This is a genomic window from Pseudoduganella plicata (assembly GCF_004421005.1).
GTDB classification, from domain to species: Bacteria; Pseudomonadota; Gammaproteobacteria; order Burkholderiales; family Burkholderiaceae_D; genus Rugamonas; species Rugamonas plicata.
The window spans coordinates 951,473-968,050 of the sequence record NZ_CP038026.1 but is presented as its reverse complement, the minus strand read 5'-3'; the positions used below and the strand labels follow the sequence as shown (position 1 = coordinate 968,050).

20 protein-coding genes are annotated in these 16,578 nt (G+C 68.1%); 17 read left to right on the top strand and 3 right to left on the bottom strand.

The features are described 5' to 3' along the window. Positions 1-115 precede the first annotated feature (115 nt). A complete protein-coding gene (locus E1742_RS04120; RefSeq protein WP_134383679.1) occupies positions 116-1,075 on the bottom strand; it encodes a phytanoyl-CoA dioxygenase family protein in 960 nt (319 codons plus the stop codon). A 75-nt stretch (positions 1,076-1,150) separates the two neighbouring features. Next, positions 1,151-1,549, bottom strand: coding sequence for a hypothetical protein (locus tag E1742_RS04115; protein ID WP_229466510.1), 399 nt, complete (start codon positions 1,547-1,549; stop codon positions 1,151-1,153). Between the two features lie 302 nt (positions 1,550-1,851). Here E1742_RS04115 and E1742_RS26080 point away from each other — a divergent pair, with 302 nt between their 5' ends. The 6 genes from E1742_RS26080 (at position 1,852) to E1742_RS04095 (ending at position 6,611) form a co-directional block, all read left to right on the top strand. Further along, positions 1,852-2,004, top strand: coding sequence for a hypothetical protein (locus E1742_RS26080; protein ID WP_166793415.1), 153 nt, complete (start codon positions 1,852-1,854; stop codon positions 2,002-2,004). Positions 2,005-2,108: 104 nt separating this feature from the next. Next, on the top strand, positions 2,109-2,321 hold the full coding sequence (locus E1742_RS04110; protein ID WP_134383678.1) for a hypothetical protein: 213 nt from the start codon (positions 2,109-2,111) through the stop codon (positions 2,319-2,321). An 8-nt stretch (positions 2,322-2,329) separates the two neighbouring features. Next, positions 2,330-2,491 (top strand): hypothetical protein, encoded by a 162-nt coding sequence (locus tag E1742_RS26075; protein WP_166793414.1) that lies wholly within the window; start codon positions 2,330-2,332, stop codon positions 2,489-2,491. 180 nt (positions 2,492-2,671) lie between these two features. Continuing rightward, a complete protein-coding gene (locus E1742_RS04105; protein WP_134383677.1) occupies positions 2,672-4,306 on the top strand; it encodes a hypothetical protein in 1,635 nt (544 codons plus the stop codon). 242 nt (positions 4,307-4,548) lie between these two features. Next, positions 4,549-6,096: a methyltransferase regulatory domain-containing protein gene (locus tag E1742_RS04100; RefSeq protein WP_134383676.1), complete on the top strand. Its 1,548-nt coding sequence runs from the start codon at positions 4,549-4,551 to the stop codon at positions 6,094-6,096. Positions 6,097-6,191: 95 nt separating this feature from the next. Continuing rightward, positions 6,192-6,611 carry a hypothetical protein gene (locus tag E1742_RS04095; RefSeq protein WP_134383675.1) on the top strand — a complete coding sequence of 140 codons (420 nt, stop codon included), beginning with the start codon at positions 6,192-6,194 and terminating at the stop codon, positions 6,609-6,611. A gap of 78 nt (positions 6,612-6,689) precedes the next feature. Here E1742_RS04095 and E1742_RS04090 read toward each other — a convergent pair whose 3' ends face one another. Then, positions 6,690-7,373, bottom strand: a complete 684-nt coding sequence (locus E1742_RS04090; protein ID WP_229466508.1) for a sigma-70 family RNA polymerase sigma factor — start codon at positions 7,371-7,373, stop codon at positions 6,690-6,692. A 303-nt stretch (positions 7,374-7,676) separates the two neighbouring features. On the opposite strand from E1742_RS04090, the gene E1742_RS04085 reads away from it, so the two are divergent. The 11 genes from E1742_RS04085 (at position 7,677) to E1742_RS04035 (ending at position 16,577) form a co-directional block, all read left to right on the top strand. Then, positions 7,677-8,465 carry a dynein light intermediate chain family protein gene (locus E1742_RS04085; protein ID WP_134383674.1) on the top strand — a complete coding sequence of 263 codons (789 nt, stop codon included), beginning with the start codon at positions 7,677-7,679 and terminating at the stop codon, positions 8,463-8,465. Between the two features lie 25 nt (positions 8,466-8,490). Beyond that, complete coding sequence (locus E1742_RS04080; protein WP_189569140.1) at positions 8,491-8,982, top strand: hypothetical protein; 492 nt, start codon at positions 8,491-8,493, stop codon at positions 8,980-8,982. Between the two features lie 93 nt (positions 8,983-9,075). After that, on the top strand, positions 9,076-9,405 hold the full coding sequence (locus E1742_RS04075) for a hypothetical protein (RefSeq protein WP_134383673.1): 330 nt from the start codon (positions 9,076-9,078) through the stop codon (positions 9,403-9,405). Next, complete coding sequence (locus tag E1742_RS04070) at positions 9,402-9,854, top strand: hypothetical protein (RefSeq protein WP_134383672.1); 453 nt, start codon at positions 9,402-9,404, stop codon at positions 9,852-9,854. Before E1742_RS04075 ends, E1742_RS04070 begins: the two co-directional genes overlap by 4 nt. Further along, positions 9,832-10,131 carry a hypothetical protein gene (locus E1742_RS04065; protein WP_134383671.1) on the top strand — a complete coding sequence of 100 codons (300 nt, stop codon included), beginning with the start codon at positions 9,832-9,834 and terminating at the stop codon, positions 10,129-10,131. The genes E1742_RS04070 and E1742_RS04065 overlap by 23 nt, the downstream gene beginning before the upstream one ends. 33 nt (positions 10,132-10,164) lie before the next feature. Then, a complete protein-coding gene (gene sctV / locus E1742_RS04060; protein WP_134383670.1) occupies positions 10,165-12,255 on the top strand; it encodes a type III secretion system export apparatus subunit SctV in 2,091 nt (696 codons plus the stop codon). 63 nt (positions 12,256-12,318) lie between these two features. Beyond that, entirely contained in the window at positions 12,319-13,290 is a 972-nt protein-coding gene (locus tag E1742_RS04055) for a hypothetical protein (RefSeq protein ID WP_134383669.1), read from the top strand. Further along, positions 13,287-13,691, top strand: coding sequence for a hypothetical protein (locus E1742_RS04050; RefSeq protein WP_134383668.1), 405 nt, complete (start codon positions 13,287-13,289; stop codon positions 13,689-13,691). Before E1742_RS04055 ends, E1742_RS04050 begins: the two co-directional genes overlap by 4 nt. Positions 13,692-13,708: 17 nt before the next feature. Continuing rightward, positions 13,709-14,725, top strand: a complete 1,017-nt coding sequence (locus E1742_RS04045; RefSeq protein ID WP_134383667.1) for an FHA domain-containing protein — start codon at positions 13,709-13,711, stop codon at positions 14,723-14,725. Then, positions 14,722-16,095, top strand: a complete 1,374-nt coding sequence (locus tag E1742_RS04040; RefSeq protein ID WP_276528546.1) for a FliI/YscN family ATPase — start codon at positions 14,722-14,724, stop codon at positions 16,093-16,095. Before E1742_RS04045 ends, E1742_RS04040 begins: the two co-directional genes overlap by 4 nt. Further along, positions 16,092-16,577 carry a hypothetical protein gene (locus tag E1742_RS04035; RefSeq protein WP_134383665.1) on the top strand — a complete coding sequence of 162 codons (486 nt, stop codon included), beginning with the start codon at positions 16,092-16,094 and terminating at the stop codon, positions 16,575-16,577. The genes E1742_RS04040 and E1742_RS04035 overlap by 4 nt, the downstream gene beginning before the upstream one ends. Position 16,578 lies beyond the last annotated feature (1 nt).

Genomic DNA, 16,578 nt, shown 5'->3' with positions numbered 1-16,578 from the left:
GTAGCAGGATGCAGTGTGATTTCGCCCTGGGCCGTAGAGGCGTCGCTACGCATACGGGGAGACGTCGGAGGGTTTTACGTCGGGGACAAGCCCGTCCCCGACGTAACTGTATGACTCAGCCAGCGCGCCGATGCTGCCGCGCAAACGCAAACACGGCCTCCCACGTGGCGGGAAAATCGCCGGGAATGCGCCGGTTGTACATATAGATCGCACCGGCGATCGCTTCCAGCCGGGTGGCGAACGGCAGCTCCAGCGCAGGGCCGAACGGCAGCGACGCGAAGCCCTGGCGTGCCACGTCCGGATTCAGGTCGTGCAGGTCGCAATCGTCGCTGTGAAAATAGATGCCCACGCTGATGCGCGGCACGGCCGCGCGCCCGCTGCTGCGGCCGCCCCAGTGCAGCACCTGCGTATTCCAACCCAGCGGGCTGCCCGCCTGCGCCGGCAGGGCGCGGATATTCTGCCAGTCGCCCAGGCTGAATTCACCGCCGTCGACGTGCTGGGGGAAGTTCGGGTCCAGGTGGGCCGGCAGCACGTACATGCAGGCGTTGTCCGGCGAGACGTCCGTCAGCGGCAGCCACACGTTGAGGAGGCGGGGCAGGCCGTTGGCGCGCACGGCGTCCTGGCGCGGCAGGTCGCGGTGCGGTCCCCAGCCCGTGGACCCTTCGCGCGCGGCCACGTGCCAGGCCCAGATATCGGTCGGCATCATGCGGTAGCCGTCGCCCAGCAGGGCGCGCAGCAGCGGATCGAGGCCCGCGAACATCGACCAGAATTCGTCGTAGACAAGGCAGAATACGGGCGGGATGCCGCGCTGGACCAGGCCTTCGACCGCCCGTGCCAGCCGCGCCGCGTGCGCCGGGCCGATGACGGGAGGCGCCTGGAAATAGCCTTCACGGACCGTGTCGGCGGCCAGGCGGGCCACGGTGCCGGCCACTGCGGGATCGCGCGCCAGGCCGGTCGCAGGCTGCGGCGCCAGCGGCCTGGCGCTGATTGTCAGGTCCGGGTTCAGCGTGCGCCAGAATCCGATCTCGTGCGCGTCGCGCAGCGGCCAGTGCGCATGTTCGAGGGGTGCATTCATGTGTTCTCCCAAAAGGGCTGGTGTAAACGGATGCCGCCGCGCTAAGCGCGGCGGCGCGACAATCCGCCGGGGAGATCAGCCGCCCTGGATCTCGCCCTCCGCCGCGGCGCCGCCGCCGGCTTCCTTGCCCTTGGCTTTTTCCAGCGTGGCCACGTCCACGCCCAGCATGCCGGACAGCTTTTTCAGTTCTTCCGACGAGATCGTGCCGTCCTGCAGCTTCTTCAGCAGCTTCTTCAGGTCGTCGCCTTCGCCTTCGGATTCGCCCGCGCCGCCGGCACCTTCGGCACCCTTGGCGTTCATGCGTTCTTCCAGCTCCTTGCCGATCATCTCCTTGGCCATCGGCGACACCTTGCTGTCGCCCAGCATCTTGATCAGGTCTTCGTTGGTCTGGTTCTTCAGTTCCGACTTGAAGTCCTGCGTCGACATGACACCTTGTGGGCCGCCGAAGCCGGCGGGGGAAAAGCCTACGTTCATGATGTGTCCTTTGTTGTACGGGTTGGCCGGCGGCGCGGGCGCGCCGCCGTGCAGCGTGGCCCGAGGCCGCGACTGCCACCATGGGTGTGGGCGGTACCCGTTTGGGTTCCAGCGCATCCGATCTAAAGGCGATGCGGCGTAAAAGCCGATGCGATCCGCAGCCGATGTCATTTATATGCACTGTGTTGTGACGCCGATCTCGTGCAAACCCGATGGAACTACCGCCGGGAGGGCGCCACTAATGGATACCGACCCGAAGCAATCAGCCAGGGCGGCAATTCTCAACTATCACGGAGGTTCACATGGCAGCAGTCGGAGCGGCAGCAGGTGCAGGCGCAGCAAACGCAATCGCGGATCAGGAAGCTGCAGGCGCGGCAAAAACCGCGGTCAACGCAAGCAACACGCGTCTGAAAATGGAGAAGGCCGGGCAAGACAACGCCATGGGTCTGATCTAAGGCACTGCCAGGCGGGCGGCAGGGAACGGCCAGCAGCGGCCGTTCCGACCGCCCACAACGGTGGGCCGCGCCGTGCGCGGCGCGGTCCGCGTCAGGAGGATGCGATGAGCAGTTATCTGAACGCGAAGAACAACATCGCGAGCGCCCAGCCGGGCGCCGAGATGGCACGCACGACGACAACGCCGATGGGCGATGCGGCGCAGCAGGGCGCGGCGCATGCCATGGAGTTCCAGCTGTGGGTCTCGCAGCAGGCGTCGTCGCTGGCAAAGCTGAAGATCTTCAACACGATGGCGAAGTCGATCAACGACCAGCAGTAGGAGGGCCCATGGCCGACAGCAGAGTCAGCAGGACCGGCACGCCCGCGGCGGGCCGGGACGTCATCCGCGAGATGGAGGCCGTTGCCGCCGCCAAGAGCGACGTCAACAACGTGGCGGTATTCACCAAGTTCATCAAGAAGGCCGAGGAAACGGCGCAGGCTGCGCTGTAGCCCTGGCGGCGGCCGCCCTGCGCGGCCGTGTTTTTTCGCGCGCGCGTGCGACCCCGCGATGCCCCGCCTGCTCCCATGGAACCAGCGATTTTTTCCGGTCACTCAGTACTGCCGGAGCGCCAGCTCCAGGCATCAACCCTACGGCGCCCAAGCCGCCTTTCACGTCCCGGAGAAAACAGCATGTCAGCGACGATCACGACAACCACAACAACGACGACCTACACTTCCAACGAGCCGCTGTTCGGCGGCACGGTCCGCCCGCGCGGCGGCGACGGCGGTCCCGAGCTGCACGATATCTCGCACAGCCCGTACGGCTCCCAGGCCAACAAGGAATCGCTGTCCGACGCCATCGACGACATGGCCGTCCCTTCCTGGGTCAAGGCGTTCGCCAAGAACATCCTGGGCGTCGGCGACGAAGGCAATCTGCCGTCCGAATCGGGCGCGGCGAAAACGATCAACAACTTCCAGAAAGAACACGATATCGGCCTGCTGTCCGTCGAACAGATGCAGAAAATGGCCGAGACGGGCTATTGCACGGGCAAGGACGGCAAGACGTTCCAGGTGCCCGAGGAAGTGCAGCTGGCCGCGCAGAAAATGATGGACAACAACGGTGAGCTGTTCAAGAAGATGGAGTCGGCCACCGACGGCAAGCACGACGGCAAGCTGGGCCAGGGCGACTACGGCAACGCCATCAAGGACGGCACCATCTCGAAAAACGGCGGCGAGGACGGCGGCGGCACCAGCGTGCGCGGCCTGTCCGACAAGGACTTCATGAACGCCATCATGAACGGCAATATCGCCACCACGCGGCCGTCGGAATATGGCGCCGCCAAGACCATCAACGACTTCCAGAAGGAGCAGGACATCGGCCTGCTGTCGGTGGAAAACCTGAAAATGATGGCCGAGACGGGCTATTGCAAGGACAAGAACGGCAACACGGTGCAGGTGCCGGAAGAAGTACAGGGCGCCGCGCAGCGCATGATGGAAAACAACGGCGAGCTGTTCAAGAAGCTGGAATCGGCCACCGACGGCAAGCACGACGGCAAGCTGGGCCAGGGCGACTTCGGCGAGGCGCTGAAGGACGGCTCGATCGGCAAGGACAACGGCAAGGAAACGGTCACGCTGTCCTTCGACAGCCCGCAGAAGACCCAATGGGGCGGCCAGACGGACGGCCTGCCTTCGGACGCGTCCGCCGCGAAGACCATCAACGACTTCCAGAAGGACAAGGACATCGGCCTGCTGTCGGTGGAAAACCTGAAGATGATGGCGGAAACCGGCTATGCCAAGGACAAGGACGGCAACACGGTGCAGGTGCCCGAAGACGTGCAGCTGGCCGCGCAGAAGATGATGGACAACAACGGCGAACTGTTCAAGAAGCTCGAGTCCGCCACCGACGGCAAGCACGACGGCAAGCTGGGCCAGGGCGACTACAACGAGGCCATCAAGGACGGCACGATCTCGAAAGATACGGGCACGCGCGGCGCGCCGGCGCCGGACAATACGCCGATCTCCACGGGTGGCCTGCCGACGGGATCGGACGCGGCCAAGACCATCAACGAGTTCCAGAAGCACAAGGACATCGGCCTGCTGTCCGTCGAGAATCTGAAGATGATGGCGGAAACCGGCTATGCCAAGGACAAGAACGGCAACACGGTGCAGGTGCCGGAAGACGTTCAGGCCGCGGCGCAGAAGCTGATGGACAACAACGGCGAGCTGTTCAAGAAGCTGGAAGCGTCCACGGACGGCAAGCATGACGGCAAGCTGGGCCAGGGCGACTACGGCATGGCCATCAAGGACGGCACGATCAGCGCGTAACCCCGTCACCCGAAACAGCCGGGGCGGACGGGATGCGTCCGGCCCCCGGCATCGTGGATCTGAAAGGAGCACTCATGACATCGAACGACTTCACGCAGTCCGATACCGGCCGCGGCACCGCCGATCGCCGGCTGGACGAAACCTTCCAGTGGCACCGCATCCGCCGCATGGGCCGCAAGGCCTGAACACCCGCACCGGCCAGCATGGCCGGTGCCCCCATTCGCACAACAACAGGAGCCCCCATGGACTGGAACGACGGCTACGTGTCCGACATCGCCTATCCCGCCGCATTCTTCCCCGAACAGAGCCCCACGCATCTTTCCATCGCCTGCATCCTGAACGGTGTCGAACCGATGCCGCTGGACCGCCCGTTCACGTATTTCGAGCTGGGCGCGGGAATGGGGCTGACGTCCGCCGTGCTGGCGGCCAGCCACCCGCATGGCCGTTTCTACGCCAACGATTTCCAGCCCGCGCACGTGGCCTCGGCCCGCGAGCTGGCCGAACGGGGAGAGCTCGACAACCTGACCTTGCTCGAATGCAGCTTCGCCGACCTGGCTGCCGGCAAGGCGGACCTGCCGCCGCTGGACTTCATCACGCTGTACGGCGTGTACAGCTGGGTGACACCGGAAAACCGCCGCTGCATCGTCGATTTCATCGGCCGCTACCTGAAGCCGGGCGGCATCGTCTACGTCAATTACAACACGATGCCCGGCTGGGCCGGCGCGCTGCCGCTGCAACGCATGGTGCTGGAGCATGCCGAGCGCCATCCGGCCGGCCGCGAGCGCCAGGTGGCGCAGGCCCGCGCGTTCGTCCAGACGATGATCGATGCCGGCGCCCGCTATTTCGACGACAATCCGATGCTGCGCCACCGCCTGGCCTCGCTGGCCGACGACAAGGCGGGCTACCTGGCGCACGAATACCTCAACCGCGGCTGGGAGCCGCTGTACCACGTCGACGTCGTGCGCGACATGGCCAATGCCAAGCTCGATTTCGCCGGCGCGGCCAATCCGGCGCACGCGTACCCCGCGCTGTTCCTGAACGAACGACAGCGCGCCTTGTTGGCGTCCATCGACGATGGCGTCATGCGCGAGACCGTCAACGACTACCTGCACAACACGCCGTTCCGCGAGGACGTGCTGGTGCGCGGCGCACGCCGCATGTCGGCCGCGCGCCAGGCCGAGTGGCTGGGCCGCGTGGGGCTGGCGCGCGTCAGCGTCGATGCGGGTACGGATGCCGCCATCGAGCTGCTGCCGCCCGGGATCGATGCCGGCCAGGCCGAGCCCCTGCTGCCACAGCTGCGGCGCATGCTTGGCATGGTGACGGACGGTCCGCTGCCGCTGCCGACGCTGGCCGACGCGCTGGGCCTGCCCCTTGCACAGGTGGCGCAACTGGGGGCGCTGCTGGCCGCATCCGGCCAGGCCGCCTTGTTCATGCTCGACGGCGTCATCAACGATGGGCGCCGCTCGCGCACGTTGAACCGCGCCATCGCCCGCGACGCCGTCCACGGCGACCAGTACCAGGTGCTGGCGTCGCCCGTGCTGGGCGGCGGCCTGCGCGCCGGCCTGTTGCAACGGCTGATCTACACGGTGCTGACGGACCGTCCCGGCGTGGACGACGTCGATACGGTGCTGGCGGCCGTGCGCCACAAGCTCGACCGCTACCGCCAGGCCGTCGGCTGCGACAGCCGCCAGGCGGCGCAACTGGAATCGCTGTATGCCACGCTGCCCCAGACGGTGTCGGCCATCCTGCGCCTGCGCGTGCCCGTGTGGCGCGCTCTGCAGGTCTTGTGAGACGCGCGGCAGACGTGCCCGTGCTCCGGCCGTTCGCGGCCGGCCGCCCCTGCGCTCTTGGTAGAATGCGCAGGGGCGGATCGAGCGAGGCGGGAATGATGGAGACGGATGACAGTGAAGAGGGCGTCGCGCTGGACGGCTCGGCCGCCGCCGCGGCGCGGCTGCTGGGGGAGCTGGCGATGCTGGCAGGCCAGGCGTGCGGTAGCACGCCGGTGCTGGAACTGATGATCGGTGAGATCGTCACGTTCGCGTCGGTGGCCGCCGATGGCGACTGCCTGACGGTGGCGGCGCGCCTGCCGTCTTGTGGCGCGTCCGGCTACCTGCCTGCCGGCGCGGCCCTGGCGCAGCGGCTGGCGCGGCACGGCATCGAATGCCGCTGGCATGCCGACGAAGGCTGCCACGTCGCCGTGCGCAGCGTGCCGCTGGCATCGCTGCGCAGCGAGCAGGCCCTGATGGACGCCATTCTCGACACGGCCGATGCCGCGCGCGAGTGGCATGCACAGCTGACATGTTAAACCTGGGGACGTGCTGCCTGAAAACCGGTGCCAGGCTCCGGTTTCCCCAGCCCCGACGTAATCGTCGACCGGATTAACTCAACGCCCGCACTCCAGCCGCGCCGCGGCCCGCACGCGCGACACCCGCGAGCGCACTGTGCCGATCGGAATGTCCAGGTCGCGCGCCGCCTCCTCGTAAGTCAGGTCGCCCTCCAGCACCGCCTCGAACGTGGCGCGGATCTTGGCCGGCAGGTCGTCGATCAGCCGGTCTACCTTGGCCGCCATCTGGCGCCATTCATACTGCATGGCAGGGTCGGCATGCACGTCCACCAGTCCCTCCATGAAATCCTCCTCCACCGTTTCATAGCGGTCGGCACCGTTGCGGCGGCCCTGGTTGCGCGCCAGGTTCAGCGCGATGCCGAACAGCCAGGTCGATGGCTTCGACAGGCCCGAGAAGCGGTCGGCGCAGCGCAGCGCCTCGACGAACGTGTTCTGCACGACATCCTCGGCGTCGCTCTGGTTGCCCAGGTAGCGCTGCACGAAGCGCAGCAGGTGCGTGCGGTGCTGGCGGTACAGGGCTGTCACGTCGATGGCAACGGCCGGCGTGGCCGCTTGCGGATCCGCCGGTATGGCCATCTGCACGGCCGGTTGCACGGCGGGTAGGGGAACCGGTTCCGGCACGACAAACTTCAGCGCGGCGGGGCCGGCGTGGTGGGCATCGTGCGCGGTCATCGGCAGCGGTGCGGCGGCTGGTTTGGCGGTCTCGAAGCTCGTGATCTGCATGGCATGTTCTCCCGGATAGTGTGGCGTTTCGTCTGTTCCAGCGGGCCGGATTGGTGTGGGGCCCGTCGATGTGGTCAAGATAACAGCGCTCCGTCGCGCCGGCGTTGTTTCTTGAACATTGCTGAGACATTGAAAAATGTTGAGGAAATCCGTGCATCCGGTTGCCGGTTTCGATGGAACCGGGCGCCGGGCAACCGGCACGCCGCACGCGAACGCGCCGGTTGCCGGGGTTGACGCCGATCCGTAACGGCGCCTGCGCGGGTCGCCATGGAACCAGGGCCGCAACCCCTGCCACCAAGCAGCATGAGTACCCGTCCAATCAGCCAGTTCACCCAGGTGCCCGTCGCGGCGCCGCCGCCGCAGAGCCGTCCTGCCACGGGACCGGCGCCGCGTGGCGCGCCGCAGCAGGCAAACGTCTCGATGCTGCCGCATGCCACGATCGACAGCGAAAGCGGCGTGCGCGACGGCCTGTCGTTCCAGCCGAAAAGCCTGAGCCGCCGTCAGCAGGCCAGTCCGCGCGTGGCGCCGCAGGCGCAGCGCCAGGGCGGCAGGAGCAAGGGCGCGCCGGATGGCGAGCGCAAGACGGGCCGCGCGGCGATCCGCAGTACGGGCGAGGACGTGGCGCTGCACATGGACGCGGTGGAACAGACGCTGGACATGCTGCGCGACGACAGCAGCCGGCGCGGCCGCGAAGAGGTCGAAGCAATCCTCACCGAGCAGCACGAGCCGATGGAGCAGTGGCGCGTGCTGCGCGATGCGCTGGCCGGCGTCGACAACCAGAATCTGTCGAACTACAAGAAGAAGGTACTGCGCGAAGCCATCGGGGAAATGATGGCCGACGTGGTCGAACGCGATTCGGGCGTGCGCAAGGCGCTGCAGGAATCGGACGTCTCGGGCACGCTGGAGGCAGCCGTGGAAGGCTCCGCGCCGAAGTCCGCCCGCGAGCTGCGCTTCCTGATCACCGAAAAGGGCAGCATCGACAAGCCGCTCACGCCTCTGACCACCTTGAAGGCCATCATTCGCCATCTCGGCACCGAGAACTGCGAAAAGGCCATCGCGACATTGTGTTCGCAAATGCTGTCCGGGCTGTAGGCCCGCGCTTTACAGGGAGACTGTCATGAAATCGGATCTGCGGAAAAACCCACAGCGCAGCATGGGGCGCTACTGGCTGGCGATGTCGGACGCCAGCGCGTTCACGCTGGTGCGCTCGTCGATCAGCATTGCCGATGCGCTGCGCCGCGACATGGCCGACCAGGCCCATATCGTCACGCTCATCAGCGCGCCGGAAGTGGCCGTGCAGCTGCTGACGGCTGCCGAAGCGGCTTGGGGCAAGGGCAAGGCCACGCACCTGATGGCGCAGCTGGTGGACCTGCGCGGCCACGACTGCGTCTGCCGTGCGCGGGCCTGGAGCCTGCTGCGCGACACGATCGCCAGCCTGCCGACGACGCTGTGGGCGCAGGAGAAGCTCACGGCGCGGCGGGAGTTGATCGACGACATCGACCGCCAGGCCAACGCGGCGCGCTCGGAAACGCCGCCGCTGCCGAGCAAGCTCGAAGTCATGGAGCAGCAGTGGCGCGAGTCGGTACAGCGAGGCGCCCCGCAGCGCTAGGAGAAGAAAACCCGGGACAGCCACCTATTTTCAAGAAATATTGCCGAAAGCAGGTGGCTGTCCGCGGTTTATTGAAGCAAGAGAGGACACCAGATGGAAGAACTGATGAACCGCCTGTCGCACGCGGCGGAGATGGAAGGCGCCGTGGCGCAGGCAGTGCTCGACAGCGGCCTGCGCCTGCTGGTCTATCCGCTGGCCCAGGGCCGGCTGGCGGCGCTGGGCTGGCCGGCCGCCAGCGGCCGCCAGGTCCAGGGCGAGACGTTGCTGCGCCGGCGCAGCGCCGACCTGGCCCGCTATGGCGACTGGCTGCCGGCGCTGTTCAACGACGGGGGCTGGTACGTCGTGCGCCGGCTGGCGGTGGACGGGAACGGGGGCACGCTGGACGAGGCGGCGCTGGCCGCCGCCATGGAGCTGCTGCAATGATCCGCACCACCCGTGGCGTCGGCCACGCCGCGCCGGACGCCGCCGAATTCGCCGAGATCCACACGCTGCAAACCGAGCTGCTGGCGCCGAAGTCGCGCGCCACCTTGCGGCCGGACGAAGAAGAGCTGTCGCTGCCGCCTGTGGCGCTGGCGGATCCGAAGATGGAACTGCTCGGCCGCGCGCTGGGCAGCGCTGTCACGACCGACAATCCGGTCTGGCGCGGCAATCCGATTCCCCGCCTGCGTGCCTTGCAAAAGGCCCTGATCGCCCACTCGCTGACGCGCGACAAGGACGACCGCAGGATCGGGCTCGACGCGGTGCGCGTGCTGGAGCGGGACATCCGCCTGCGCCTGCGCTGGCAGCAGATGGCCCGCAGCGACAGCGAAGGGCCGATGGACGCACCACAGGACAACAAGGAGACCGAGGATGCGGCACAAGCCTGCGCGTGATCCCCTGCGGGACGAACTGACGATGGCTGTAGGCCTGATCTGGGGCCACCTGAACGCCCAGCAGCCGGAGCAAGCCTACGACCTGGCATGCGGCTGCCTGCAGTTGTGGCCCGGAGAACGCAGCCTGTCCCTGATGGCTGCCTACGCGGCCGCGGAGCTGGCCGAACCCATCGACCTGGCGGCTCTGCGCAGCCAGGCCGGCGCCGATCCCGCGCGCGCGGCCGACGAGGCGGCGTGGATCGCGCTGGTCGAGCGCCGCGCGGGTGCGGCCCCCTGACCTTGCCGTTATCGAATCGAGAGGAAGTCCCCCATGCAGTCGATGGCTGTCGTAATGATGCTCAACCGGTTCGCGGCCAGGTGCGCGAAGCGCGCCGAACTTGCCGCCGCCGGCCTCGTGGTCGGCATCGTGTTCATGCTGGTGCTGCCGATGCCCGTCTGGCTGCTCGACATTCTGATCGCATGCAGCCTGTGCGCCTCCGGCCTGATCGTCGTTGTCGCCATGTACATGTCCGGGCCCACGGCGTTTTCCACGTTTCCTGCCGTGCTGCTGCTGACGACCCTGTTCCGGCTGGCGATCTCTGTCTCCACCACGCGCCTGATCCTGCTGGAGGCCGACGCGGGCCATATCGTCGAGACGTTCGGTAATTTCGTCGTCGGCGGGAACCTGGTTGTGGGGCTCGTCATCTTCCTGATCCTGACGGTGGTGCAGTTCATCGTTATCACCAAGGGTTCCGAGCGGGTCTCGGAGGTGTCGGCCCGCTTTTCGCTCGACGCCATGCCCGGCAAGCAGATGTCGATCGACAGCGACCTGCGCGCCGGCATCCTGACGCCGGAGGAGGCGAAGGAAAAGCGCGCGCTGCTGGGCCTTGAAAGCCAGCTGCACGGCGCGATGGATGGCGCCATGAAGTTCGTCAAGGGCGACGCCATTGCCGGCATCTGCATCGTCGCCATCAACCTGATCGGCGGCATCTCCATCGGCATCGTACAGCGCGGCATGGACGCAGGCCAGGCGCTGCAGGTCTACGCCATCCTGTCGATTGGCGACGCGCTGATCGCGCAGATCCCGGCGCTGCTGATTTCACTGGGCGCCGGCATGATCACCACCCGCGTGGGCGGCGACCATGGCGAGGGCGAAGTCACCAATATCGGCCAGGACATCGTCAGCGAGCTGTTTGCCGAGCCGAAGGCGCTGCTGACGGCAGCCGGCATCATGCTGCTGTTCGGCGTCATTCCCGGCATGCCGCTGCCGGTGTTCCTGACGCTGGCGGTTCTGCTGGCCGGCGCCGGCATCGTCGGCCTGCTCAAGCCCCTGGCGGACGCGGAAGTGCAGCGCGCCGACCAGGAGCGCGAGCGCCAGAATGCTGCCATCGTCGACCTGGTCAATTTTTCGGCCACGACGCCGTTCATCCTGCGCATGCCCGAGGCCATGCGCGACACCGCGGAGGCGGAGACGATCCGCGTGGCGGTCCGGCTGATGCGCAACGGCATGCTGCAGCGCCGCGGCATTCCCGACCTGAAGCCCATCGAGTTCGAGTTTCACAACAGCGTGCCGGCCGGGCGCGTGCAATTCCTGATGTCCGAAGTGCCACTCGTGGACGACGAGGTTCGGCTGGGCTGGGGCGCAACGCGCGAACCGCTGGAACGGCTGCGCGAACTGGGCCTGCCGGCCGAGGAACTGAACATCGCCGGGTCGCGCCGCCGGCGCGTCTGGGTGCGACTGGATGACGAGGAAGCCCTGGCGGCGGCCGGCGTGCTGTATCAGCGCTGGGAGCACGTGTTCGCATCCGATATCGAGGTCGAGATGCTGCGCAACTGTCAGATGTTCGTCGGCGTCAACGAGGTCATACGCTTTACCCGCTGGGCCGAGCGGCGCTATCCGGAGCTGGGCAAGGAGGTCAACAAATCCGTCACGCTGCCGCGCCTGACGGAAGTGGTGCAGCGCCTGACGCGCGAAGGCGTCTCGCTGCGTAACGCGCGCCTGCTGCTCGAAACGACGCTGGACTGGGCGCCGAAGGAGCGCGACCCGGACGTGATTGCCGACTACGTGAGACTCGCCCTGAAACGCCAGCTGTGCTTCGAGGTGGCGCGCTCCGGGCTGATCGAAGTGATCCTGCTGTCGCCTGAGCTGGAAGACCAGCTGCGCAACGCCATGCGCCAGACCAGCCAGGGCAGCTATCTGGACATCGATCCCGAGACGGAGCAGGCAATCCTGGACCGCCTGTGCGAGCTGTCGCGCAACGTCAGTTCGCCGGTCGCGCCGCCCGTCCTCGTCACGGCCGCCGACATCCGCCGGTCCGTGCGCAAGCTGATCGAAGAGGAATTCTTCCCCGTGCCCGTGTTTGCGTTCTCCGAGCTGACGCAGCACGCGCGCATCCAGCCGGTCGGGATGATCGAACTATGACGACGGCCGGGAACCCGTGCGCCCGCACGGACATATATCAGGACGACAAATGAGGAGAATGCAATGCCACTTCCGATAGCCGGTGCAATGACGGCTGCGGCCGGGCTGGGACGCATGGCCGGTGCCGCGATGCAGACTGCCATGACGGCGGCGCGGGGCAGCCGGTTGGCGCCCGCGTTTCAGCAACTGGCCAATAAACTGCGCACATTCGACCCTGCCATGCTGGCGACGCTGCTGCAGCCGGGAACCACGAAACCGCCCGACATGGGCCGGCCGCCGCCGTTGCCGCCACGGCGGCCGGGCGGCGCGCTGGCCGCCGCGCTGCGCGATGCCGTGCCGTCCAGGCCGACCCTGGCACCTCCGAAGCACCCCGCTGCGCATACGCCACTGCCTGCCATGCCGCCACCTTCGCCCCGACCTTCGGTGGATGGCACGATGCCCGCAGGCGGCGAGCTGACGCCGCTGCTGGCCCGTGCGTGGGACCACCTGGAGACGACGCTGCGCGGATTGACGTCCGCGGTGGTCGGAGGACGCGCGATCGGCGAGGAGATGCTGGCGATCATCGGTCCGCGCCTGCGCGCACTGAACGACGAGCTGGCGCCGCTGCTGCAAAAGGCCGGCCAGCCACCGGCTGCCGCACCGGCGGCTGCACCGGGTGCCGGGAACGCCGTGACGTCGGCGTCGGACGCTGCCACGACGCCGCCGGCCGCAAAGCCCGCGGCAGCAAAACCTGCTGCTGCGCCGCCGCTGGCGGCCGAAACCGGTCCGGCGCCGGCCACGCCGGACGGCAGCGCGGCTGCGGCCGAACTGCTGCACGCGCTGACGGAGGCCGGCGAGCGCAATGCGATGGACCTGGTCGGCGCACAGCCGGCAGCGGGCGACGCACAGCCGGCCCACGGGCATGCGGGCAAAGCGTCTGCGGACACGCATGCGCCGGCGTTGCCGGTTGGCGCAGCCACGCAGCCCGGCGCCGCGACCACGCCGGCGCCGGCCAGGCCGCCGGCTGGCGCTTCGCAGCCGGGAGTGGCGCCATGACGGCGGCAGCCGCGCTGCTGTCCGCGGCCCAGGATGACCCCGTGCTGGCCCATCAGGTGGAACGGGCGCAGCACCAGGCCTACGCGGCGCTGGCCGAGTTGGTCGATGAGGCCACGGCGTTGCTGTCGCAGCGGCTCGGCGCCGCACCGGCCCGGCCGGCCGATCATCCGACGCCGGCGCCGACAAGTATGCCAATGAATGTGCTGGCACTGCGCACGATGTCGCGCCAGCGCCAGACAGAGACGCAGCGCCGGCGCGAGCTGGTGGAGGCCTTCGTGCTGGGCGCCCTGATCAACCACGACAACCCGGCCTGGGATCCGCTCGACCCGGCCACCAGCCGTAAGCCGCAGGACAGCGCGCTGGGCGCGCTGCTGCTGGCCGCAGGCACCAACGAGCAATGAAGGGCAAGGAAAAGACGATGGAAACAACTCTGGAACTGCGCATCCTCAACGGCTTGCACCGCGGCGCCAGCCTGCCGCTGGACGACCAGCCGCAGCTGATCGGCACCGCCGACGACGCGGACGTCGTGCTGGTCGACCCGGGCATCGAACCGCGCCACGCCGTGCTGCGGCTGGAAGCGGACAGCTGGTCGCTGCTGGCGCTGGACGGCGCCGTGCGCGGCGCGCTGGACGACACCGAGGCGGATCAGCCGGGGCTTGCGCCGGGCGACTGCGCCCGCGTCGGGCGGATCTGGCTGACGGTGACGACCCCGGACAGCCCGTGGCAGGACCCGCCGGCCGATCCGCCGGCCATTGCGGCCGATCTACCCGATCTGGCGGAGCCGATCGAGGAATCGGCGCCGGAACCGGCCGAACCGTTGCCAGACGACCCCGAGCCTTTGCTGCCCCGGGCCGAACCTGGGCTGGCGTCTGCTGCGCCTGCCCGGGAGCCGCGCAAGCGCCGCTCGCGCATCGTCATGCTGCCTGTCGTCCTGGGCGCCGGGCTGGTGGCCGCGGCCGGATACGCCTACTCGGCACGCTCCCCCGAACCGTTGCGTCCAGCGCCTGCGCTGGCGGTACCGGCAACACAACCGGCCGAGCCCCGGCCACCGTCGCCACAGGCGTTACGGGAAGCGTTCCGCCAGCGCCTGGCCGAGGTGGACCTGCTGCGCCGTTTCGACCTGACGCTGGAAGACCGCTCCTGGACTATGCGCGCGGCGCTGGACGAGGAAGAGGCGGCACGCTTCCGCCGGATTCTGTCCGCGTTCGTGGCGGCGCACCATATCGACTTCCCGGTGGACGTGCGCATCGGCGGTGCCGATGCCATGCTGCCGTTCAAGGTGCGGCAGGTGATCTCGGGCGCTAACGCCAGCATCGTCACGGACGATGGTCAGCGCCTGTACCCCGGCGACGATTACAAGGGTGTGCGTCTGGTCGCCATCAACGGCAACCGCATCAGCTTTAACGGCACCCAGCCGATCGAGGTGAAGTGGTGAACGCCGGCGCGGCGGGCGACCTCGATGCCGTACTGGCGCGCCTGCGCGCGACGCTGCCTGCGTGGACGGAAACCCTGCCGCGCCAGCCCGGCTTCAGCAGCCGAGGCAAGGTGTCGCAGGTGCTGGGCACGCTGATCGAGGCGCAGGTGCCGCCCGTGCGGATCGGGGAGCTGTGCCACCTGGTCAATCCCGGGAACGAAGGCAAGCCGATGCTGGCCGAGGTAGTGGGGTTCACGGAGCGCTGCGCGATCCTGTCCGCCCTCAGCCCGCTCGAAGGCGTGTCGACCACCACCGTGATCGAGCCGCTGCGGCGCGCCCACACGATCGACGTAGGCGACCACCTGTTCGGCTGCGTGCTGGACGGCTTCGGCCGGCATATGTTTCGCGCGCCAGCGGCGGCCGGCAATGTCGCCACGTGGCGCGACACCGTCCCTGTCATCCGCGACGCGCCCGTCGCCACCGACCGGCCGCGCATCGCCACGCCGCTGGCGACCGGCGTGCGCGCCATCGACGGCATGCTGACGATGGGCGTGGGCCAGCGCATCGGCGTGTTTGCCGGCCCCGGTTGCGGCAAGACGACGCTGATGGCGGCGATTGCGCGCGGCTGCGAGGCCGAAGCGATCGTGTTCGGCCTGATCGGCGAGCGCGGCCGGGAACTGAACGAGTTCCTCGAGCACGAGCTGGATGCGGAGCTGGTGCGCAAGACGATCATCGTCTGCGCCACGTCCGACCGTACGTCCATGGAGCGTTCGCGCGCAGCGTTTTCGGCCACGGCGATTGCCGAGGCATTCCGCGCCCGTGGCAAGAAGGTGCTGCTGCTGGTCGATTCCCTGACGCGCTTTGCCCGGGCCCAGCGCGAAATCGGCCTGGCCGCCGGCGAGCCGCCGGCACGGGGCGGCTTCACGCCATCCGTCTATACGATGCTGCCGCGGCTGATCGAACGGGCCGGCAGCACGCCGGAAGGCTCGGTCACGGCGATGTACACGGTGCTTGTGGATGGCGAGTCGGCCTCCGACCCCATCGGCGACGAAGCCAAGTCGCTGCTGGACGGGCACATCCTGTTGACGCGCAAACTGGCCGAGCAGGGCCACTATCCCGCCATCGACGTCCTGGCCAGCATCAGCCGGGTGATGAGCAATGTGACGACGCGCGAGCACCGCAAGGCCGCGTCCCACTTCCGCGAGCTGATGGCGCGCTACCAGGAAATGGAGCTGCTGATCCGGCTGGGCGAATACAAGTCCGGCGCCGATCCCGTGGCGGATCGGGCGGTGCAACTGCGGCCGCAGCAGCTGGCCTTCCTGCGCCAGGACACCAGTACCAGCGCGGACTACGACGAAGCTATCGAAACGCTGAAAGGCATGGCGGCATGAGTGCGTCGCTGGGCAAGCGGGGCAAGCGCGAGGTCGTCGACGTACCCGAGCCGCGCCGGCCCGACCAGAGCCTGGCGCGGCTGCTGCACGTGCGCAAGCAGCGGCTCGGCCGGCTGGAGCGCGAACGCAACGAGGCGCGGCAGCGTTGGCGGGAAAACCGGGTTGCACTGCGCGCGCGCAAGGAGGCGCGGCGCCAGGCCGTCGGCGCGGCCCAGGATTTCTGGCAGGCCGCGCGCGAAGGCTTCCTGCAGATGACGACGACCAGCGGCGACCTGCGCAAGGCCAAGGCGACGTACGAACGCATGAAGGAGGACGCGGCGCGCCTGTATCTGGACTGGCAGGAGGAGCTGGCCCGCTGCGACGCGGCGCAGCGCACGTTCTTCGACGCGCTGGCCTGCGTGCTGGCGGCCAACCGCCAGCAGGAAAAACTCGGCATCCTGAACGACGAACTGCGGCAGCTGGCCGCGCGCAACGAGGAGTAAG